The sequence below is a fragment of the Anaerocolumna sp. AGMB13020 genome (assembly GCF_033100115.1).
Classification (GTDB): Bacteria; Bacillota; Clostridia; order Lachnospirales; family Lachnospiraceae; genus Anaerocolumna.
Genome location: NZ_CP136910.1, coordinates 3436791 through 3456143 on the forward strand (window position 1 = coordinate 3436791; position 19353 = coordinate 3456143).

Here is a 19353-nt window from a genome sequence, read left to right on the forward strand (position 1 = left end):
GGAGGAAAGATGATAGCTTACAAAGGATTTGATAAAGACTTGTCATGTACCTCTTTCGGTAACAGGTTCCAGTATAAACTTGGGATAGTAAATACTACAGAAGCAGCGAACTGCAGAGAGAATGGATTCCATTGTGCTGAAGACCCTCTGGACTGCCTTAGTTATTATTCGGATTGGGATAAATCATCTTATTACATTGTAGATGCTGGTGGAGATATCCACGAAGACGGTACAGACAGCAAGATATCTTGTACGGAAATGTTACTACTTAAAGAGCTGACAATGGAAGAATTTATAATTGAAAGCTTGATATATATTAGCAATCACCCGCTTCGAAAAGCCAATAATCATGTGCGTATGGATGAAGCGGAAGCCAGTGGAAGATTCATTATTGTTAGAGGTAAGCAGCCGATCGCCAAAGGTGTTACGGGTTCCTATTTAGGTTTTGCCAGAGAAGAAAAGGAAAGTAATGAAATCAGTGATATAGCAGTTTATAAAATTGATGGAGTGAACTTTCTGCCGGATACATGGTATACGGTAGAAGGGATTCCGTTTGAAAAGGAGGCTAAGTCATGAAGAAAGAGCAGCTAAGAAAACTTAGAAGATTATACGCAACCGACACCATGATGAAAAATGCCGGAATGGATGTTCCTATCAAAAAAACTATTTCTTGGAGGAATGCCAGAGTAAACACATATAAACATGGACTTTACATGAGATGTCAGGTTCTGAGTGGAATATTAAAGGTTGCTTTCTTTGCAACAGAGAGTATGCGCCTTGGAAGTAACAAACCGCTTTATGAATTATTTATCAATAAGAACTCTGGTGAGTTCATAACTTGGGATGTTCTTCAGGAAAAGTGGAGTAATGCAAAATTGGACATGCTTGACTGGCCGGATACCGTCAGATATTCCCCTGACAAGTTTATAAACAGAGAAGGAAACAGAAGCATAAAAACTTATTTGGGAGTTGCGAACGGTGGATATAGAGGAATTTTAGATTATCAACTTAGTGTCAGAGAAGACCAGTTAAAACAGAGATACCGAAGGGAAACAGATCCATGGGATATGAAAATGGAACAAATACCGGAACTTCCGAAGGACTGGAAGCAGTGGTTTGATAAGACTGGTATCCCTGAAAATTATATCTTTTATGAGTACTCAAGAAAAGGTGCTACTGAAGGTTATTGCTCATGGTGTGAGAAAACAGTCCCCATAAGCAAACCCAAACACAATACAGATGGTAAATGCTCATGCTGTGGGCATAGTGTAAAGTTTAAATCCACCGGAAAAGCCGGAAACTTTTCTACAAAACGTGTGCCGGTCTATCTTTTACAACGTTGTGAGGACGGTTTTGTTATCAGAGAATTTATGGCTCACAGACACTATTACAAAGGAAAATACGAAAAGCCAGACAAGTGCTGTTTTGAACAGAGAAGAGTAATTTACGATAAGAACATGAATGCAGAGGCATTTTGGTACGGTTTATACAAGCAGATGCACACGCGATGGATTAAATCTGGATACTATAGTTGTTACGGTTCGGAAAGCGGGAGAGTGTACAAGCGAACAATACCTACATTGTCTAAAAATGAATTAAAACGAACTGGCTTACCAGAAATGATAAATTCTTTAGATAAAATTGATCCAGAGCTGTATCTCTATACTTTAAAAAACTATGGGTATCTGGAGCAGCTAGCAAAGGCAGGGTTAACAAGGCTTGCAAATGAGATTGTAACCGGTGGTAAAAATATTAACATTAAGCATATTAGTAATTTAGCAAAAGCATTAAACATTGACAAGCAGAGATTGAAAAGGTTAAGGGAAAACAACGGTGGAAGGATATTTCTTGAATGGATGAAGTTTGAGAAACGTAACGAGAAAAATATCTCTGATGATATTATCCAGTATTTTGAAAGCGAAAATATTATGCCAGATAACCTAAAATTCATATCAAAAAGAATGAGTGAAACTAAAATATACAATTTCCTACGAAAACAATATGCCCTAAGTGGACGTAAACCAAAAGAATTGTTATCATCCTGGGACGATTATCTTTGCATGGCGAACAGGCTAAAAATGGATACAAAAATTGAACTGGTATATAAACCAAGAAATCTTATAAAGAGCCACGACAAGTTTGTAAAGCTTTGTGGAGGACAAGAAATAGCGAAAAGAGCCGGAGAGATAGCTGAAAAATTCCCTAACGTTGATGAAATCTGCCTGTCTGTTAAAGAAAAATATGAGTTTTCGGATGAGAAATATGCGATCCTGGCACCTAGTAAAATTGAGGACATTATTACAGAAGGTCAGATCCTTGGACATTGCCTGGATGGTAGTGACCGGTATTTTGAAAGGATACAGATAAGAGAGTCTTACATAGTTTTTTTAAGAAAGAAAGAGGAATTGGATAGGCCTTATTACACTTTAGAAATCGAACCAGGCGGAGCCGTCAGACAGAAAAGAACAGTCGGAGATAAACAGAATCCGGATTTTCAAGAGGCTAGAAAGTTTATAGAAAAATGGCAGAAAGAAATACAGAAGAGATTATCCGACGAAGACATGAAGCTATCTCATGAAAGTGCAAAACTCCGAATTGAAGAATTTGCAGAACTAAGAAGAACAAAAGCCAAGATATGGAGAGGACACCTTGCGGGTCACTTGTTAGCGGACGTTCTGGAAGCTGACTTTATGGAAGTTCCGCTAGAAAGAGAGGGAGCATAATTGCATAAACATCATATAGTCTTTAGGTCACAGGGTGGATTGGACTTTGATTTAAACCTTATTGATTTAACATATGAGGAACACGAAGGAAATGAAGGGCCACACTTGAACAGAGCAAGAGACCTAGAATTGAAGCTAGACCTTCAGCAGCAGCTCATGGAATTATTCAGCGAGGAAAGCTACACGATTGAGGAAATAGCCCAAAAGTTAGGGAAATCAAAGAAATATTTTGAAAAGAAATTTAAGAGAGTACCATCGGTAGCAGGACGTTATTGGCGAATAGAAATTATTAAAAAGCTTATGGGAGGAAAGTTTTATCCATAATAACCATACGCAAAGCGTTGGCTATAGTAACCATTAAACACCCGTAAAAGGGGATTCATATGATATCTGGTCAATAACATATCACACGACTTGACCGGTCTTATCCAGGCTGTAATGGCCTGGAGGAAAGGAATTTCAATGGAGCTTAATCTTAATTATCAAGAAATAAAAGGAATTATAAGAAAAGATTTTAATACCGTAGCGGAGCGGTTTAATTCTATCGGTTATCACCTTAAGAAAGTAAGGGACGGAGAGTTATACAAAGAGGACGGCTACAAGGATATTGCTGAATTTGCCTTAAAGGAATACGGAGTAAGTCGCAGTAATACCTATAGATTCATGCAAATCAATGAAAAGTTCTCTGTTGGCGGAGATAGCCTGGAACTTCTTCCGGAATATGCTGGATTCGGAAACAGTAAATTATCTGAAATGCTTACCTTGGATGAAGAGGAGCTGAAACTGGTCACTCAAAGGACCACAAGGGATGAAATAAGGGAGATAAATAAGACACATCATGCCCAGGATGATACCCCAGTCGCGCCCGCGCGACAAGTGGCTGAAACCATTGATTTTACTCAATCAAATACCGATTTTGACAGCACCCAAAAAGAAGGTTTTGAACACCTTGTAAATGTCGCTTTTGAGTTCTTTAATGATAAAAATATGAGAGAGAAGTTAAAAGAACTTGGGCAGGCTTTCAGAAAAGATATTTCAGACCTGGAAAACGAAGTTTTAATCATAATAAACCCAAGCAAGCACACAACCTTCCGAAAAGGGATGCTAATTGTCTTCTTTGAAGAGTCAGTTATAAAGGTCAAGAAGTTCGGAGACATAACCAGAGAATTTACATATACAGATTTCCTTCGTGCAGCAGGAGAGACTTATAACCTTAATACTGGTGATCCTTGGGTGGAAAAGTTCGGGGAACCGGTACCAGAAATAAAAGAACCTGAGAAAAAAGAGCCAGAGATGAAAGAACCGCCTAAGAAGGAAACACCAAAGAAAGCGGAGCCACCCAAAGCAGAAACCAAGACAGAAGAAAAACCAGAGGTCAAAGAAACAGAAGAAAACCTCCCTGGGCAGATGGATATAAAAGAATTTCCAGAGTACCTGCCGGAGGAAGCAGAAAAGGTAGAAGGGGAAGTTATTACTGAAGACGCTCAGGAAGAGCTGCAAGAAGATGAAGAGGAAACGAAAGAGTCTGAAGAGATTGAAACCGAAGAGAGAGGACAACAAGTCCACGAATTAAAAACAGATCATATCTATTTTGCTGATGTTCTAACGAATAAAAAGCCTTTTGAACTTAGAAGAAAAGACAAAGACTTCCAGGTTAATGATGTCCTTCGCTTACATGAGCAGATCGACGGACAGCCCACCGGAAGAACGACGGACAGACTTGTAACCTACATTCTGGAAAATTACACAGGACTGGTTGACGGTTTCTGCATCTTGGGTATTCAGCCGGTATAAGGAGGGTATATGGAAAGAGATAAAATAATTATACGAAGTGCAATTATGCATATCCTCAATACAAACAATAATCATTTAGAATTTTCGGATACGCTCCTGGATCTAACAACTGATAAGTACGATTTCATAAGAAATCATATCTATAAAATCATGGATAGCGATGATTCAACAGAGTGCACATTTAATGAAGACTCTGAGATCCGGCAGCTGATGGAAGCCTTCGAAGAAACAAACCTCATTATGGACAGCCAAATGCTTGCCTACAAACTGTACGAGATTATGGCAATGAGCTTTTCTATTCCACCGGCCGATCTATTCGTAGTTCCATTTCAGGAAGCAGGTACAAAATACCTTGCTATACTGAAAATGAACTACAAAGAAAGCTATGTACACAAAGTAGAGAAATACAATTCAGGGATAAGCAATACCATAGCAAAGCAAAAAGTAACTCTGCCTTCCTTGTCCGCCAAGCTGACAGAGGCAGCAGTAATAAATCTAAGGTCACTAAAAATCAATTTGATTGAGAAAAAATACGACATTAACGGAGTAAAAGAAAATTATTTCTCCTCCAGATTCCTTCAATGCACCCCGCAACTTTCCACAAAGGCAAAACTCAATCTTGTGTCCAGGGCAATGGATAAAATTAAGAGAAAGTATTATCCGGAAGACTACAACAAAATAATGGAGTATAAGAGCCTTGTATATCAAAGCAATCTTGACGGTGAAATAATACCTGAAGATATCGTGGACGATATGTTTCCGGAAGAATCAGAAATCAAACAAGAATTTATCAATGACCTTGATAAGAACAACCTTACAAGAGATTCTATTACACCAAAGAAACCAGCTACGGTAAAGAAGTTTGAACAGCAGCAGCTGACAACGGATCAAGGAATTACAATCAGCATTCCTATGGAGCAGTATCTTAATAATAATAATGTGATTATCAAACACGCGCCCGATGGAACAATGGAAATAACCATAAAAGACATTGAAAGCATAACTGCCCGGTAATCATCGGGCAGCAGAAAAGAGGTGGAAATAAATGAAATTAGTATACACAGTAGAAATTGATAAGGATTTTGAATATTTAGACAACTACTTAGAATTATTGGAAGCAGTAACAGAAGAAGAATTCGGTTGCAATGTTGTACGTAGCAAACTAGAGACACCGGATGAAATAATCTCTAAAGGCGAATGGGAGGACGAGTAATGGACAAGAGAAAGAACCCAATAGTAAGGCCTTTTGATTATTCCAGAATCAAGAAGTGCTCAGAATGCGATCACTCCGACTGGAAAGGAATTTGTAAAAATAACACCCTATACAGATACTTGCGTAACGGATGCTTAAGAGAACCAAGCCAACAGGCAGAAAGGAAATGATATGAATTTAGATGAACTTGAACTAAGCGTAAGAGCCTACAACTCACTTAAAAGAGCGGGAATCAACACCCTGGAAGAACTCCGGGTTCTCACAGATGAAGATTTGCTTCGCGTAAGAAATCTCGGTCAAAAGTGTTATGTGGAAGTAAAAGAAAAATTGAAAGAGTTTTCCACAGAGAAATGGACATGGAACAGAGTAAAAGATGACTTTTGGGGACATGGAACCTGTGAGTCCAGAGAAGAAGCAATAAAAGAAGCAAAGGAATACGGTTACACGGATTTTTATATAGGAAAATGTGAAGACATTCCGCTGAGAAACGATCCTGACGTGGATAGAATCCTGGAAGAGCTAGACGAGGCATACTCTGAGGATTCGGGTTGTGATGACTACATCTATGACGGAGTAACAGATAAAGAAAAAGAATGGCTCTCAGATAAACTACAGGATTTAATGATTGAGTTTCATGAAAGAGTCAAGATTAAGCCAAATTATTACCGCGTTTTTGCAGAAGAACATATACAACTAACTAAAAAGGACGATTACGCTTCAATCGTCCAGATATGCTCCTTAACATAATAATTTAAAACAACCGTTCTTAAGGAATCACCAGACCTATAAGAGCAATTAAAAGAAACACCGCCCCGTATATCTTTATGATAATTTATCTTTTCAATGTGAGTCTTACATACATTACCGTATAAATCTTCTAAACAGATATACAGGGGCTTAAATTCTCCCATAGGGTTAAACACAGCAGCTACATTAACTGGTTGACCGGTTACATTTATTAACTCGGTTTTAGTATTTTCATAAAACGGCATAAGTCAAACCTCCAACTAAGTATTTTAATATTATACAAACATATGTTTTGTGCATCAATAGTAAATTTTACAAAAATATTGGGAATCATTGAAGGATTAATTGCTCGAAGCGAATAAACAAAATGTCAGCAGATTACTGGAAGGCTGAGTAAGTATATTTCTGTAATGCAATAGGACAGTATTGGACTATAGCTGACAATCCATAAAATAGTAAAACACTGCATCGGTTATAATTCCGGTGCAGTGTAAATAGTAGGATATGCGTAATATGTATGATGTTTACATCGACATTATTTAATTGAAGGCAAGCACTAATTATCTACCCCAAACGCCTCCAACAACATCAATTGATCCAGTAGTTGAAGAAAATTTAAAATAGAATTTATCCGAAGCACTTACGTCTTTAGCCGAAATTACAGAACTCATGTAGTTAGATAGTGTAGTTGACCAAATTTCAGTGTCTGCAAAGAGCGGAATGGGATTCTTTTTCATTAAGGTTACTTTTAAGGAATATGTAGAGTGGTTCTCAAAGTCAAAACTTATAAGAGAACTTCCAGTATATAGGTAACTACTGTAAATATTTACATAGTTAGAGGTGCCAGCAATATCATCTTTACCCTGCGTTGATAAATTCCATACAGTTGACGGAACTGCCGTGCCAGCAAATACTGAACCAGCAGTTGAAACAGATAGCATTATTGTTAAACAAAACACGAAAATAGCTCTAAAACTTTTCTTTCTCATATTATTTTACCTCTTTCTTTTATTTCATTACATTAATCTTCTTGCAAGAATAGATTATGGTAATATTATACTATAATATACAAAATAATACAAGATAAAATAAAATTCCATCCAGCTTTCATTGCAGGAAATGCAGATATAAAGGAATATGAAAAGGGTGAGTGGCAGGGCTAAGGCTACCAACCACCCAGCTAGTAAGGTGTAACGAGGCTACAAAAATATTTTATCCATGATATAAAAAATGTTACTTAAAAGGAGCAAGATAAATTGGCATATGAAGCAATACTAAGAACCGGTATCCGCTCGAAAGACTTCCTGCTCTCCTGGGCAGCAGAAGAGAACTTGACAGCCTTACCAGAAGCCGAATACCAAAGGCGTATAAACCTCGGTAAATCCCTCCACGGTCTACGTGCTGTAATAACAGAAGAATTACTAGGCAAAGAATTCTGTCTCTGCTATATCCATCCAGAAGACAAAGAAAAAGCCAAGGAAGCCTACTACATAGCAGAGCAAGCTCCATACTTCGGCTCCTACATAAACAACCGCAAGGACTTTGAAAGAGACTGGGCAGCAGGAACCTACGAACCAGACTACACAATTAAGCTCCACAGGAAGGAAGTTCAGATAATCGGCAAAATTGAACATGTCACAGAAGAAGACCAAGAAGGATACATAGATAACCCATTAGAGATACAGGAGGAAGAAAATGAGTAATACCATGAAAGAACTTCACCAAATAATACATAGCGTAACTGACATTCTTGAACATAATTCAAACACGAATTATCGTATTGCCAGAGAAAAGGCGGAAGCAGGAAGAGATGGATATAACGAAGCATGTGAAGATTTCAACAAAGCCCTAAGAGCAAGGCTAGAAGAAGAGGGATTCAAAACAATTACAGATGATCTTATGAAAATCTACCAGGAGCTTAAGAAAGAAATAGAAAATCCTTCTGAGGATAAAGAAGAGAATTACACAAACGGATATCACTGGGGACACAGAAACGGACAGATAGAACTTATTGAAAAACTTCTTAATATTGACACAGGAGGAAGAAAATAAAATGGAAATCATAATATTTGCTATTTGTTTATTTGTAGGCATTATCATAGGAGTTAAACTTACTAGACTGAATAAGGGTGAATGCGAGAAATGGATCAACGCTCCTATTATGACGATAGACATAGAAAACGATAAGCGAAGCAAAGAAAGGATACAAGGAATAATAAAAAACCAAGAACCTGGCATGATACAACCTGTTGATTTTAAATGCAATGAAAACATTGTATTTAAAAAAACAGCAGCGGTGGGGAGGTCAGAAATAACACCTGAAGTAATGGAACAGGTAAGGAAATGCTGTAATTCGTGCAATGAAATGGATTGTCCTTATTCTAGGGATACCATAGAAGAAGGAGTGTAATCACCGGTACTTAACAGGAGGAATGGAGAGGAGGATATTTATTGACTACAAACTTAACGAAAGATGTAGTGATTCAATATGTCGATCTGATTGAGGAAACAAAAGAACTTAGAAGGAGAATTGATACCCTTGAAAAAGAAATTAAGAAAATGGAAAGGGAAGGATCTGTTATAGATTGTGTCAAAGGTGGAGAAGGTGGTATACAGAATTTTAAAGTAGAAGGATTTCCGGTTCCTGCATACAACAGAAAGAAAACTCTATTATATATTCGCAAAGCAAACTTGGAAGCATTAGAAATGGAAAAACTAGAGCTTGTCATACAAGCAGAAGAGTACATAAATAGTATTGCAGATGCAAGGATGAGGAGACTTCTCAATCTTAAGATTATAGAGGGATTAACATATATGCAAGTGGCTGCTAAAATGGGAAGAAAGGCCACTCCTGACAGTGTGAGAATGGAGATAAACAGGTTTTTTGAAAAAAAATAAAGTTTGTTCGTTTTGTTCGGTCGACATGTGGTAATATGATACCATGAAATAAATAGATATTAAGAAGGTGTTTAGGCAGCAGGCTTAAGCACCTTTTAATATAAATAAATCACCCTAATAATGCCCAATATTATAAAAGAGGTGATGATATCATGAACAGTTTTATTTCGTGGATTGGTGGCAAAAGGCTACTACGTAACAAAATACTTGAACAATTCCCCGGTACCGAAGAATATGACAGGTACATAGAAGTATTCGGCGGTGCCGGCTGGGTATTGTTCTCAAAGGAAAGACACGCAGATCTTGAAGTGTTTAATGATGCAAACGGAGATTTAATCAACCTATATCGTATAGTTAAATTCCATAGTGAAGCATTGCAAAAAGAACTTGATTGGAATTTTGTTTCAAGAGAGCAGTTCTTTGACTACAAAGAGCAAATAAACAACAGAGGTCAGACGGATATCCAAAGAGCTGCAAAATTCTTTATGTTAATTAAGAACAGCTTCGGCTCTGATCTAAGGTCATTCGGTGTGAGGAATCGCAACTTAGACAAAGCTATTGATTACCTTCAGGAAGTTAAAGACAGACTGAGGCATACTGTTATCGAGAACAAAGACTTTGAAGGCTTGTTAAAGACCTACGACAGAGAAAGAGCACTCTTTTACCTTGACCCGCCTTATTATGACGCAGAAGAACATTATGATATTATATTCAAGGAAGCGGACCATATCAGATTAAAAGAATCTCTTGATAAACTAAAAGGTAAATTCATACTATCATATAATGATTCTGATTATATCAGGAAGCTTTACAAGGATTACAAAGTAATTGAAGTAGATAGGCAGAATAACCTAGTGTGCAAGGGTAGTAGTGAGAGATATAAAGAATTAATTATCAAAAACTTCTAATAACAATTGACAAACGTATGTTCGATTTGTATAATTGTCAGTGGGTATTATTATGATTTATTTAATCGGGAAGGGCACATAAAATGGTGTCCTTCCTATTTTATTGGAAGGATTCGACAGATTAAAATTATTAGGTACTTCCCAGGGGGGAGGGGCGTTTACGGGCACGGCGAGCCCCACCGCTTGCCTGGATGAAAATAAAAATAATTTTTGCACTTCGTTTCGCAAGAGTTAAAAAGTAAGGAAAGAAGGAGGTGGGAAACCGCATGAATGCTAATAAAACACCCTCGTCAAAGATTAAAAATAGTAAAGATATATTTGACGTGAAAGAACTGGATAAAAAGCATTATTGTGACTCCAAAACTTTAGCGTTGATTTTTGGCCTTTCTACTAGATGGATACAGCAATTGACGAAAGATGGAATCCTTGAAATGGTTGATACAGAACATGGGAAAAAGTATGATTTATTTCCCACCATTTTGCACTTCGCTAAATATCAATCAGAAAAACTCAAAAAAAAGGGGGGTTCAAAACGTGAAGAAGACTTAAAAATGTTGAAATTAGAGGCAGAAATTGCACTAAAAGAGTCACAGGGAGAGTTACATCGTTATAAGTCAGATATTCAATATGGGAAATACATTGATGTTGCTGACATACAGAGAGATTATGAACGATTCTTCGACATATTTAAAAAGTTTGCTTTATCTCTACCGAGTAAAGTATCAAATAAGTTAAACGGATTTTTGGAACCATTGCAAATAAGGCATATAGAAAAAGAATTAAAGGATGAGGTTGCGAAGCAATTAACCGGATTTGTTATTGCTGCAACTGTGGATCAGGAGGAATGAGTTGCGAAAATACTCTTGCACTGCATACCAGAAAAAAGCCTTACAATTCTTAAAACCTCCAGACAATATTACTGTTTCGGAATGGGCTGAGAGGTACCGCATACTAGATGCCAAGACCTCCGCCATACCAGGAGGATGGAGTAATGATGTAACGCCTTATTTGCGTGAGATAATGGATGAGTTCAACAGTGAATGTGAAGAAATTGTTTTTGTAAAACCTACACAGGTGGGAGGTACAGAAGCCTTACACAACATGATTGGATATGTAGTTACGCAAGATCCTGCATCAACGATGATTGTTTATCCAACTGAAAAACTAGCCGAAAGCATATCTGAAAATAGGTTACAGCCCATGTTTAGGTTATCGCCGGAACTTAGAAAGCACTTCAAAGAAAACGCTTCACAGAAGTTAGAGCTGCAATTTGATAACATGTACATAGTACTTACCGGTGCCAACAGCCCTGCCGGTGTTGCAAGTCACCCTATGCGGTACTTATTTATGGATGAAGTAGACAAGTATCCGGGTGCAAGTAAGAAAGAGGCTGATCCTATAAAGCTGGCAAGAGAGAGAACAAAGACTTTTGCCAGCAATAAAAAAATATTTATAACCTCTACACCAACGTTAAAAACAGGTCATATCTGGAAAGCAAAAGAAAGCTCAGATATTGAGAAGCATTACTTTGTTCCTTGTCCTCATTGTGGTGAAATGATAGAATTGAAATTTGCTCAGATTATCTATTCTAAAGATGAATCAATGTCAATTGCTGATAGAGCAGAAACGGCATATTATGTTTGCCAGGAGTGCGGCTCTATTATAAATGACAGGCATAAACCGACCATGTTAAGACAGGGAAAATGGAAAATTGTAAGTAAAAAGACAGAATACATTAAAAAGGTTGCTTACTGGATTAACACTTTATACAGTCATCAAGTAAGATTTGCAGATATCATAAAAGAATATCTGACATCCGTTGATGATCCGGGATTACTACAGAACTTTAATAATTCATGGTTAGCAATTCCGTGGGAAAATACAAAGCTTAAAACAAGCGAAGAGCAATTACTGGAGAGACAAACAGAATTACCTGAATTAATATTACCATCCTGGACCAAATTATTAACCGGTGGAGTAGATGTTCAGGAAAATTGTCTTTACTGGAGCATTAGAGCATGGGGGAATTTCTCAACTAGTCAGAACATAGCGCATGGGCAGGCGTTATCGCTTTCGGAGATTGAAAATGTAATGAATATGCAGTACCAAAAAGAAAATGGTGAAACAATGATTGTAGATAAATGCCTGATTGATAGTGGAGATCAGACAGACGATATCTACGAATTTTGCTTAATGAATCAGGAGTGGGCGATTCCCTGCAAGGGAGCTTCCGCTCCTTTGTTGAGTCATTATAAAATTAGTGTTATCAATAAAGCCAATTCTAAAGCGAATGGATTACAGTTAATTATTGTGGATACCGGGAAGTACAAAGACAGTATTGCTTCCAGAATGGCAAGACCAAACGGAAAAGGCAGCTGGATGGTACATAAAGATTGTGATTTAAACTATGCCAAACAAGTGACAGCCGAGCAAAAAATTACTATAGACGGAAAAGAAGTTTGGGATAAAAAAACTACACATGCCGACAATCACTATCTGGATTGTGAAGTATATAATTATTGTGCAGCAGACTTATTAAATCTTCGCATGCTCTATCTGGAGGATGAAAATAAGAATGTAGTAGAACCAGAGCAAACACAAGAAACACAAGAAGAACAATGGATTAAGAATAATGAAAACTGGTTTCAAGGAGGATAAAGAATGGACATGTTCTTTAAAGATACGCCGGTTCTTTTAATAATGCATCCGACCGCCAACATAGCAGACAATGAGTCGATGAGAAGGACACAGTCAATTATGAAAATTTTATATAAAACAAGAAAGGAGACCGAGTATGGACGGACTAAAATTAGATGCACAAATGCTCCTTGAAGAGGTAAACAAAGCCATTTATGCAATTATGGTAGGCGGACAGTCTTATAAAATAGGCAGCAGGGAACTAACCAGAGCTAACCTAAAAGAGTTAAAGGAACTTCGCACACTTCTAAGATCTGAAGTTGCAGAGGGCAGTGGTGGGTTATTTGATAATACTGTTGTTGCTGAGTTCCAGTGGAGGTAAATATGGGATGGATAGATGAAGTAGCATATAAAATATCTCCACAGTGGGCATATAAGAGGGAAGCCTGGAGGCAAGAGTTAGACAGTATCAGAAATTATGATGCTGGAGCCCTTGACCGGAACAATGCAAATTGGAATGCTTCGAACTTATCAGCAGAATTCACTGATAAATATGACAGGGATAAGGTCAGGGCCAGGGCAAGAGATCTTGAAAGAAATTCTGATATGGCAACAAGCGTTGTGAAAGCTTTTAAAAGAAATATCATAGGAGGCGGATTCAAACTACAGGCAAGAACCTCTGTTCCTGAAATAAACAATAAGCTAGAGGAGTACTGGAAAGAATGGTGTAAGAAAGAGAACTGCGATGTCACAGGAGTGCAAAGCTTTAATCAGCTTCTTCGTATGGCAGTACAGCGTAAAAAGGTGGACGGAGGAATTCTATTCATAAAAAGGTACACAGATGATGGGCTGATTCCTTTCAAGCTTCAGGCAATCGAAGTAGATGAGCTGGCAAAGGATGCTGTAACAAACGGTGAAAGAGTAGTGGGAGGCATTAAATACAACGAATACAACAAACCATTAGGATATTATATTAAACAATATGATATAGATGGATATACAATCAATGAACCAGTATACATCCCCGCAAAGGATGTTATTTTTATTTACAGCAAAAAAAGACCTTCTCAAATTAGGGAAATGTCAGATATGGCTCCAACGGTTACGCGGATTAGAGACATTAACGAATTTATGACCGCCGTCTCTGTTAAAGAACGTATAGCAGCTTGCTTGGCTGTTTTTATTAAGAAGAACAATCCCAATGGAGCCGGAGGTTTTGATAAACGAAATAACAATAACGCTAACACTCCGGAAAAGAAATATGATGGAAAAACACTTATACCTGGAATGATTAGAGAATTAAATGTAAATGAGGATGCAATAACAATCAATCCATCAGGACAGGCTACCGATGCAGCAGCTTTTGTTAAATTACAACAACGACTTATTGCATCAGGACAAGGAATCAGCTATGAGTCTACCTCCAGAGACATGAGCGAAGTCAATTATTCTTCTGCCAGGCAAGGAAGCATTGAGGATGATCTGGAATATACAGAAGACGGTGAGCTAATTGAGGAGTTCATGGCAGAAGTTTACGAAGCCTTTGTGACCTGCATTTATTTAACTGGATTAATTAAGTTTAAGGACTTTTATACCAAAAAACAGGACTACATAAAGCATGAGTGGGTAAAAGCACCGAAGAGGTGGATTGATCCCGTGAAAGAGGCTAACGCAAACAAAATCGCACTTGCTACAGGCCAGAAGACATTAAAAGACATAGCAGCAGAAAATGGTAGAGATTGGCGTGAGGTGGTGGATGAAATGGCAGAAATCAATGATTATGCAAATAAAAAAGGACTAGATTTAGGAGGTGCACTTTTTGGACAAAAAACAGCTCAAAAGCAGACAGGATAGTAATACCAGAGAGTTTTACTGCGCAAGTATACGCGCTATGTCTGGCGAAGGAAATGAAAGAAAATTTGAACTATCATTTTCCAGTGAAGAACCATATGAAAGATGGGATTATGTAGAAATCCTGGAACACACAGAAGATGCGGTTGATTTAATCAGATTGAATGAAATTGGCTGTGTTCTATTTAATCACAACAGAGATGTTGTGATAGGAAAAATAGAAAAAGCATGGCTACAGGATAACAGAGGATATGCAGTAATAGAATTTGACACGGATGAAGAATCAGATAAGTTTTATATGAAAGTGAAAAACGGCGTGTTAAAAGGTGTTAGCGTAGGTTATAGAGTAACCTTATGGGAAGAAGTGGGAGCAAATAAGAAATCCACAGACGGAAGATTCACAGGACCTTGTTCTATTGCAAAGAAATGGTTTCCTTATGAAATTTCTATTGTTTCCATACCAGCGGATGCTACTGTTGGAGTAGGAAGAGACTTGGAGAATCATGAAAATACTCACCAATCTCTTAACCTCTACCAAAAGCAGATTCAAATAAATAAAAATTATATCTAGGAGGATAATCATGACCAGAAAGCAAATGATTGATGCAAGAGCCTTAAAACAGCAAGAACTTATTAATAAGGCAAAAAATGAGGGATGCAGAGAGCTTACAAGCGAGGAACAGAGAGAATTTGACAAATTGCAAGGAGAGATAGACCTGCTAAAGTCTGCCGAGGAAGGAGAAGAGCCAACAGGAGACGGGGAAGAACCTGATCCTACACGTACACTTGAAGCAGAAAGGGTGCGAACAGCTGAAATTATGGATTTGTGTAGAGATTTCGGTATCGACCCCACAAAGCACATAAAAGATGGAACCTCAGTGGATGGCGTAAGAGCTGCCGTACTGGAAGAAGTAAAAAAAGGAGGCACACCAATCAGTGTAAGAGTCACTAACGATGAAGGTGACAAGTACAGAGCAGCAGCGGTTGATGGCATTTTAATGCGTGGCGGTATTCAGCTAGAAAAACCTGCTGACGGTGCCAGAGATTTCAGGGGAATGAGCTTAAGAGATCTGGCAATCGAATCGTTGGAACGTGATGGAATTAATGCAAGAAGAATGGGTAATGATGATCTATTTCACGAACTAATGCAGAGACAGTATTTTAACCCTACTTCTGCATTCCCTTCCATTATGGACGCTGCCATTAATAAGGCGTATGTTGAAGGGCATAAGAAAGTAAATGTAACGTTTGATAAGTGGACTAAGAAAGGCACTTTAAAAGACTTCAAGACTACAGAGAACAATTATCTGGCAGGGACCGCCGGTGAATTCCTGGAGGTGCCGGAATCTGGTGAATTAAAGCATGACAAACCAATTGATGCGAAGCTGCCTACCAGAAAGTTAAAGACTTACGGAAGACAATTCACAATGACCAGACAAGCATTTATCAATGATGATATTGGCTTTCTTACAACCATGCCTTCCAGATATGCCGCATCTGCCAGAAAGACAATTAACACACAGGTATATAAGATTGTAAACGATAACCCTACTATCTATGATGGTATTCAACTCTTCCATAGCGCACATAACAATCTTATGGGAGAGGCATCCGGTGTTACGGGTGCAGTAATCCAGAAGATGATCACAAGGCTGCAAAAACAGAAGAATCAGTTCGGAGAGGCAATCATCATACGCCCGGCTTATGTAATAGTCCCTGTCGGATATGGATTTACCATACAGACGATTCTTGGCAGTCCTTATATCCATACGGGAGAGAATACACAGGCAGTCAACCCGCTTTATGGGTACAAAATTGAGGTTGTCGAAGATCCTACCTTAAACGCTTTGGTGGGCGAAGGCAAACCCATGCCCTGGTATATAGCAGGTGATAAAAATGACGTTGATACCATTCAGGTAGATTATCTGAATGGAAATGAGATTCCCACAATTCGCAGAATGGAGGCTCCCGGTGTACTAGGTTTTACCTGGGATATCTATCTTGACTGGGGTATCAGCGTGATGGATTACAGAGGAATTATTAAAAACAGCGGTATCATTATACCGGACTAATGGAAGGAGAACATCTATGAAAGCTACATACTGGCAAAAGGGAGATACATTGGATTACAAGAATACTGGAAGTGCCAAAATTGAGCATGACACGGTTGTGGTCTTAGGAAAAAGAATAGGAGTATCAGGGACAGAAATTCCTGTAGGTGCAGTTGGTAGTATTCATGTTACCGGTGTGTTTGTAATGAACAAAGCAGCTGAAGTGATTTCTTTCGGTGACGACCTGTATTATGACTCTGAAAATGAAGTGGTGACTAAAACTGAGACAGAAGTTAAGGCGGGTTATGCTGCTGAATCAAAAGACAGCGCAGAAAGCAAAGTCTTAGTTAAAATCGACTAGGGAGGTAACTATGAAAAAACTAATTGCCATTATACCGATTCTGTATCTTGCGAAATTGTATCAGCCGGGGGAGGAGATCCCGGCTAGCGACAATACTATGGTGGAAGCATGGCTTGGCAATAAGGCAGCTGAATGGGTAGAGAATAATACTATGGTTGAAGATACCAGGGACAATGAGAATGAAGATGTTAACGAAACTGTAGATGAGGAAGAGCCGGAGAATCAGGAAGATAAAGAGAATAAAGAAGCTGAAACTTCAACAGAGAATGAAGATACTGACAATCAGGAAGATATAAATGTGGATTCATCAGGAGAGCAGGAAGTTAAGCAAAGCACTATTACCAGGAGGAATAAAAAGTAATGAGCTCCTTCAAAGAGCAATTAAAGGATGATATAAAAAACGTCTTTTTTAATACATCGGAATTTGCTGATATGCACGATATTGATGGAAAGATGATTCCTGCCATTATCGACGATGAAATAATGGAAGAGTACGAAAATCTAAAGGATTACAATTATGACGGAATGTACAAAGTAAAATTAGTTGTATTCGTTAGCTTGGATAGCTTTGAGAAAGTACCAGTTGCTGAAAGCAGCCTGAGGGTGGACGGAAGAAAGTACTTTGTCTTGGGAACATCAAAACCGGATGGAATGCTAAAATTAATTCTGGGAGTGAGTACTTCGTGATAAAGAATTTTGAAATAAGAGCACCTGATTTAAAAGACATTACAGGCGGAATTGAGGGGATAGGCAAGCAGAGTTCAGGAATGCTTTCAAGATCAATCAACAGGGCTGCAACAACAGCAAAAACCGCAATTGGTCGAAGTAAAACAGGTGCGCCGAGCGTATACAGAATAAAGACTGGTGAAGTAAATTCTGCATCTAAAATAATTAGAAATGCAGATAAAAAGAATTTATTTGCAATTATTTCCGTAAAAGGAAGGTCAAGGCCACTGATTAAGTTTGCTGTTAGTCCTAAAAGACTGGCGAAAAGACGTAAAAGCAGCGGTAACCCTAAATCGTATAAGGCTGCCGTTATGAAAAGCGGTAGCCTTAAAAATTTAAATCACCTTAAAAATAAGCCGTTTTTTGCAATTACTAAGAACGGAACGGAAGGCATATTTTCTCGTAAAGATTCAAAGATACAGAAGCAGATCAGAATAGTCAGGAGATTAAAAGGTAAAGGAGTTCGGGTTTATACTTATAAAACCAAAGTCAAAACCGGCGAGCCTTATCAAACGGATATTTTACAAATGCACTTCGGCCCTTCCATTCCTCAGATGGTGGAAAACAATGATGTTATGAGTAGAATCCAAAAAGAAGCTAACAAAACATTGCAAAAAAGATTAGACCATGAAGTATCAAGGTATTTAGAGAGGTTGAAAAAATGAGTGTAAAATATTTGCTTGTCGAAATTGAGAAGAATCTCCAAGAAGTATTCAAAGGATATAAGCTTGTAAATCAAAGGGAAAACCTTGCTTCTTTAAATATTTATCAATACAATCTGCCAGAGAAACAGGAAGAGAACGATGAAGAACATTTTCCTTACATCATTATCAGACCGACTGAAGGAAGTTTGAATCAAGAGGAAGAGACGGTCACAACCACTCTCATTTTTGGCATAAGTGATGATGGCGAAAACAAGCAGGGAGCTGCTGATATCACCAACATGATTGAAAAATACAAAAATCATCTTGCAAACAATAAATTTGTTGGAACTTATGAAGTATTATTCCCGATTACCTGGGAATTGCAAGATGAAGATACTCATCCATTGTATTTTGGTGGTATCGCAGTCATGTGGAAATTACACAACATGAAACAAAAGGAGGCAGTACTTATATGATTGAGAATGAGATAGAGACAGCGGAAAAAACCGAAGTAATCGGAAGGAAAGCTGATACGAAAAAGAAAGAAGATAGTAAAAAGAAGGATTTAAAGCCTTCAGAAACACTGGTCTATTGTGGGCCGACTATAAAAGGAATTGTGCAGCAGTACGCACACTTCAATAATGGGATTCCTGAAAGGCTAAAGGATTATGTAGCAAACCACAAAGCAGTAGAGAGACTACTTGTACCAATTGAGGATTTCGTAGAAGTAAAGCGAAACCTCCAGGTTAAAGGTACAGTAGAAAGTCTTTCTTATATCTCGATTGAGAAGGGAGAGTAAA

The 19353-nt window shown here is 38.1% G+C and carries 25 protein-coding genes and 1 pseudogene; 24 read left to right on the forward strand and 2 right to left on the reverse strand.

Annotation, left to right across the window (positions count from 1 at the left end; all coding sequences use genetic code 11):
* The first annotated feature begins 9 nt into the window (after nucleotides 1-9).
* From R2R35_RS14065 to R2R35_RS24580, 7 genes and pseudogenes are all read left to right on the forward strand, one after another.
* Nucleotides 10-576, forward strand: a complete 567-nt coding sequence (locus tag R2R35_RS14065) for a DUF7666 domain-containing protein (RefSeq protein ID WP_317730459.1) — start codon at nucleotides 10-12, stop codon at nucleotides 574-576.
* Nucleotides 573-2723, forward strand: coding sequence for a PcfJ domain-containing protein (locus tag R2R35_RS14070; protein ID WP_317730460.1), 2151 nt, complete (start codon nucleotides 573-575; stop codon nucleotides 2721-2723). Before R2R35_RS14065 ends, R2R35_RS14070 begins: the two co-directional genes overlap by 4 nt.
* Nucleotides 2724-3047, forward strand: a complete 324-nt coding sequence (locus R2R35_RS14075) for an HNH endonuclease (protein ID WP_317730461.1) — start codon at nucleotides 2724-2726, stop codon at nucleotides 3045-3047.
* Nucleotides 3048-3185: 138 nt separating this feature from the next.
* Nucleotides 3186-4517, forward strand: coding sequence for a DUF3850 domain-containing protein (locus tag R2R35_RS14080; protein ID WP_317730462.1), 1332 nt, complete (start codon nucleotides 3186-3188; stop codon nucleotides 4515-4517).
* 9 nt (nucleotides 4518-4526) lie between these two features.
* The gene (locus R2R35_RS14085) at nucleotides 4527-5531 is read left to right on the forward strand and encodes a nucleoid-associated protein (protein ID WP_317730463.1); all 1005 of its coding nucleotides are present in this window, start codon (nucleotides 4527-4529) and stop codon (nucleotides 5529-5531) included.
* A 31-nt stretch (nucleotides 5532-5562) separates the two neighbouring features.
* Nucleotides 5563-5730 (forward strand): hypothetical protein, encoded by a 168-nt coding sequence (locus R2R35_RS14090; protein ID WP_317730464.1) that lies wholly within the window; start codon nucleotides 5563-5565, stop codon nucleotides 5728-5730.
* Between the two features lie 153 nt (nucleotides 5731-5883).
* A pseudogene (locus R2R35_RS24580) lies at nucleotides 5884-6078 on the forward strand (DNA-directed RNA polymerase subunit alpha C-terminal domain-containing protein); the annotation flags it as partial.
* Nucleotides 6079-6440: 362 nt separating this feature from the next.
* Here R2R35_RS24580 and R2R35_RS14100 read toward each other — a convergent pair.
* Nucleotides 6441-6722, reverse strand: coding sequence for a hypothetical protein (locus tag R2R35_RS14100; protein ID WP_317730465.1), 282 nt, complete (start codon nucleotides 6720-6722; stop codon nucleotides 6441-6443).
* A gap of 315 nt (nucleotides 6723-7037) precedes the next feature.
* On the reverse strand, nucleotides 7038-7466 hold the full coding sequence (locus R2R35_RS14105; RefSeq protein ID WP_317730466.1) for a hypothetical protein: 429 nt from the start codon (nucleotides 7464-7466) through the stop codon (nucleotides 7038-7040).
* A gap of 267 nt (nucleotides 7467-7733) precedes the next feature.
* Here R2R35_RS14105 and R2R35_RS14110 point away from each other — a divergent pair, with 267 nt between their 5' ends.
* The 17 genes from R2R35_RS14110 (at nucleotide 7734) to R2R35_RS14190 (ending at nucleotide 19352) form a co-directional block, all read left to right on the forward strand.
* A complete protein-coding gene (locus R2R35_RS14110; protein WP_317730467.1) occupies nucleotides 7734-8180 on the forward strand; it encodes a hypothetical protein in 447 nt (148 codons plus the stop codon).
* Nucleotides 8173-8529 (forward strand): hypothetical protein, encoded by a 357-nt coding sequence (locus R2R35_RS14115; RefSeq protein WP_317730468.1) that lies wholly within the window; start codon nucleotides 8173-8175, stop codon nucleotides 8527-8529. The genes R2R35_RS14110 and R2R35_RS14115 overlap by 8 nt, the downstream gene beginning before the upstream one ends.
* A 1-nt stretch (nucleotide 8530) precedes the next feature.
* Nucleotides 8531-8887, forward strand: coding sequence for a hypothetical protein (locus R2R35_RS14120; protein ID WP_317730469.1), 357 nt, complete (start codon nucleotides 8531-8533; stop codon nucleotides 8885-8887).
* Nucleotides 8888-8928: 41 nt separating this feature from the next.
* Nucleotides 8929-9375, forward strand: coding sequence for a hypothetical protein (locus R2R35_RS14125; protein WP_317730470.1), 447 nt, complete (start codon nucleotides 8929-8931; stop codon nucleotides 9373-9375).
* Nucleotides 9376-9527: 152 nt separating this feature from the next.
* Entirely contained in the window at nucleotides 9528-10283 is a 756-nt protein-coding gene (locus R2R35_RS14130) for a DNA adenine methylase (RefSeq protein WP_317730471.1), read from the forward strand.
* Between the two features lie 266 nt (nucleotides 10284-10549).
* A complete protein-coding gene (locus R2R35_RS14135; RefSeq protein WP_317730473.1) occupies nucleotides 10550-11131 on the forward strand; it encodes a hypothetical protein in 582 nt (193 codons plus the stop codon).
* 1 nt (nucleotide 11132) lies between these two features.
* Entirely contained in the window at nucleotides 11133-12941 is a 1809-nt protein-coding gene (locus R2R35_RS14140) for a phage terminase large subunit family protein (RefSeq protein ID WP_317730474.1), read from the forward strand.
* Nucleotides 12942-13077: 136 nt separating this feature from the next.
* On the forward strand, nucleotides 13078-13302 hold the full coding sequence (locus tag R2R35_RS14145; RefSeq protein ID WP_317730475.1) for a peptidylprolyl isomerase: 225 nt from the start codon (nucleotides 13078-13080) through the stop codon (nucleotides 13300-13302).
* A 2-nt stretch (nucleotides 13303-13304) separates the two neighbouring features.
* Complete coding sequence (locus tag R2R35_RS14150) at nucleotides 13305-14774, forward strand: phage portal protein (RefSeq protein ID WP_317730476.1); 1470 nt, start codon at nucleotides 13305-13307, stop codon at nucleotides 14772-14774.
* On the forward strand, nucleotides 14740-15342 hold the full coding sequence (locus R2R35_RS14155; RefSeq protein ID WP_317730477.1) for an HK97 family phage prohead protease: 603 nt from the start codon (nucleotides 14740-14742) through the stop codon (nucleotides 15340-15342). Before R2R35_RS14150 ends, R2R35_RS14155 begins: the two co-directional genes overlap by 35 nt.
* 10 nt (nucleotides 15343-15352) lie before the next feature.
* Entirely contained in the window at nucleotides 15353-16843 is a 1491-nt protein-coding gene (locus tag R2R35_RS14160; protein ID WP_317730478.1) for a phage major capsid protein, read from the forward strand.
* Between the two features lie 16 nt (nucleotides 16844-16859).
* A complete protein-coding gene (locus R2R35_RS14165) occupies nucleotides 16860-17183 on the forward strand; it encodes a DUF2190 family protein (RefSeq protein WP_317730479.1) in 324 nt (107 codons plus the stop codon).
* A 10-nt stretch (nucleotides 17184-17193) separates the two neighbouring features.
* On the forward strand, nucleotides 17194-17544 hold the full coding sequence (locus tag R2R35_RS14170; RefSeq protein WP_317730480.1) for a hypothetical protein: 351 nt from the start codon (nucleotides 17194-17196) through the stop codon (nucleotides 17542-17544).
* Nucleotides 17544-17870: a hypothetical protein gene (locus R2R35_RS14175; protein ID WP_317730481.1), complete on the forward strand. Its 327-nt coding sequence runs from the start codon at nucleotides 17544-17546 to the stop codon at nucleotides 17868-17870. The genes R2R35_RS14170 and R2R35_RS14175 overlap by 1 nt, the downstream gene beginning before the upstream one ends.
* The gene (locus R2R35_RS14180) at nucleotides 17867-18574 is read left to right on the forward strand and encodes a hypothetical protein (protein WP_317730482.1); all 708 of its coding nucleotides are present in this window, start codon (nucleotides 17867-17869) and stop codon (nucleotides 18572-18574) included. Before R2R35_RS14175 ends, R2R35_RS14180 begins: the two co-directional genes overlap by 4 nt.
* Nucleotides 18571-19029, forward strand: coding sequence for a hypothetical protein (locus tag R2R35_RS14185; protein WP_317730483.1), 459 nt, complete (start codon nucleotides 18571-18573; stop codon nucleotides 19027-19029). The genes R2R35_RS14180 and R2R35_RS14185 overlap by 4 nt, the downstream gene beginning before the upstream one ends.
* Complete coding sequence (locus R2R35_RS14190; protein ID WP_317730484.1) at nucleotides 19026-19352, forward strand: hypothetical protein; 327 nt, start codon at nucleotides 19026-19028, stop codon at nucleotides 19350-19352. Before R2R35_RS14185 ends, R2R35_RS14190 begins: the two co-directional genes overlap by 4 nt.
* Nucleotide 19353: the final 1 nt, after the last annotated feature.

Excerpts from the sequence above, each read along its gene's own strand:
- R2R35_RS14065 (WP_317730459.1), top strand. The coding sequence starts at position 10 with ATGATAGCTTACAAAGGATTTGATAAAGACTTGTCATGTACCTCTTTC.
- R2R35_RS14070 (WP_317730460.1), top strand. The coding sequence starts at position 573 with ATGAAGAAAGAGCAGCTAAGAAAACTTAGAAGATTATACGCAACCGAC.
- R2R35_RS14080 (WP_317730462.1), top strand. The coding sequence starts at position 3,186 with ATGGAGCTTAATCTTAATTATCAAGAAATAAAAGGAATTATAAGAAAA.
- R2R35_RS14085 (WP_317730463.1), top strand. The coding sequence starts at position 4,527 with ATGGAAAGAGATAAAATAATTATACGAAGTGCAATTATGCATATCCTC.
- R2R35_RS14090 (WP_317730464.1), top strand. The coding sequence starts at position 5,563 with ATGAAATTAGTATACACAGTAGAAATTGATAAGGATTTTGAATATTTA.
- R2R35_RS14100 (WP_317730465.1), bottom strand. The coding sequence starts at position 6,722 with ATGCCGTTTTATGAAAATACTAAAACCGAGTTAATAAATGTAACCGGT.
- R2R35_RS14105 (WP_317730466.1), bottom strand. The coding sequence starts at position 7,466 with ATGAGAAAGAAAAGTTTTAGAGCTATTTTCGTGTTTTGTTTAACAATA.
- R2R35_RS14115 (WP_317730468.1), top strand. The coding sequence starts at position 8,173 with ATGAGTAATACCATGAAAGAACTTCACCAAATAATACATAGCGTAACT.
- R2R35_RS14120 (WP_317730469.1), top strand. The coding sequence starts at position 8,531 with ATGGAAATCATAATATTTGCTATTTGTTTATTTGTAGGCATTATCATA.
- R2R35_RS14130 (WP_317730471.1), top strand. The coding sequence starts at position 9,528 with ATGAACAGTTTTATTTCGTGGATTGGTGGCAAAAGGCTACTACGTAAC.
- R2R35_RS14135 (WP_317730473.1), top strand. The coding sequence starts at position 10,550 with ATGAATGCTAATAAAACACCCTCGTCAAAGATTAAAAATAGTAAAGAT.
- R2R35_RS14145 (WP_317730475.1), top strand. The coding sequence starts at position 13,078 with ATGGACGGACTAAAATTAGATGCACAAATGCTCCTTGAAGAGGTAAAC.
- R2R35_RS14150 (WP_317730476.1), top strand. The coding sequence starts at position 13,305 with ATGGGATGGATAGATGAAGTAGCATATAAAATATCTCCACAGTGGGCA.
- R2R35_RS14160 (WP_317730478.1), top strand. The coding sequence starts at position 15,353 with ATGACCAGAAAGCAAATGATTGATGCAAGAGCCTTAAAACAGCAAGAA.
- R2R35_RS14165 (WP_317730479.1), top strand. The coding sequence starts at position 16,860 with ATGAAAGCTACATACTGGCAAAAGGGAGATACATTGGATTACAAGAAT.
- R2R35_RS14170 (WP_317730480.1), top strand. The coding sequence starts at position 17,194 with ATGAAAAAACTAATTGCCATTATACCGATTCTGTATCTTGCGAAATTG.
- R2R35_RS14175 (WP_317730481.1), top strand. The coding sequence starts at position 17,544 with ATGAGCTCCTTCAAAGAGCAATTAAAGGATGATATAAAAAACGTCTTT.
- R2R35_RS14185 (WP_317730483.1), top strand. The coding sequence starts at position 18,571 with ATGAGTGTAAAATATTTGCTTGTCGAAATTGAGAAGAATCTCCAAGAA.
- R2R35_RS14190 (WP_317730484.1), top strand. The coding sequence starts at position 19,026 with ATGATTGAGAATGAGATAGAGACAGCGGAAAAAACCGAAGTAATCGGA.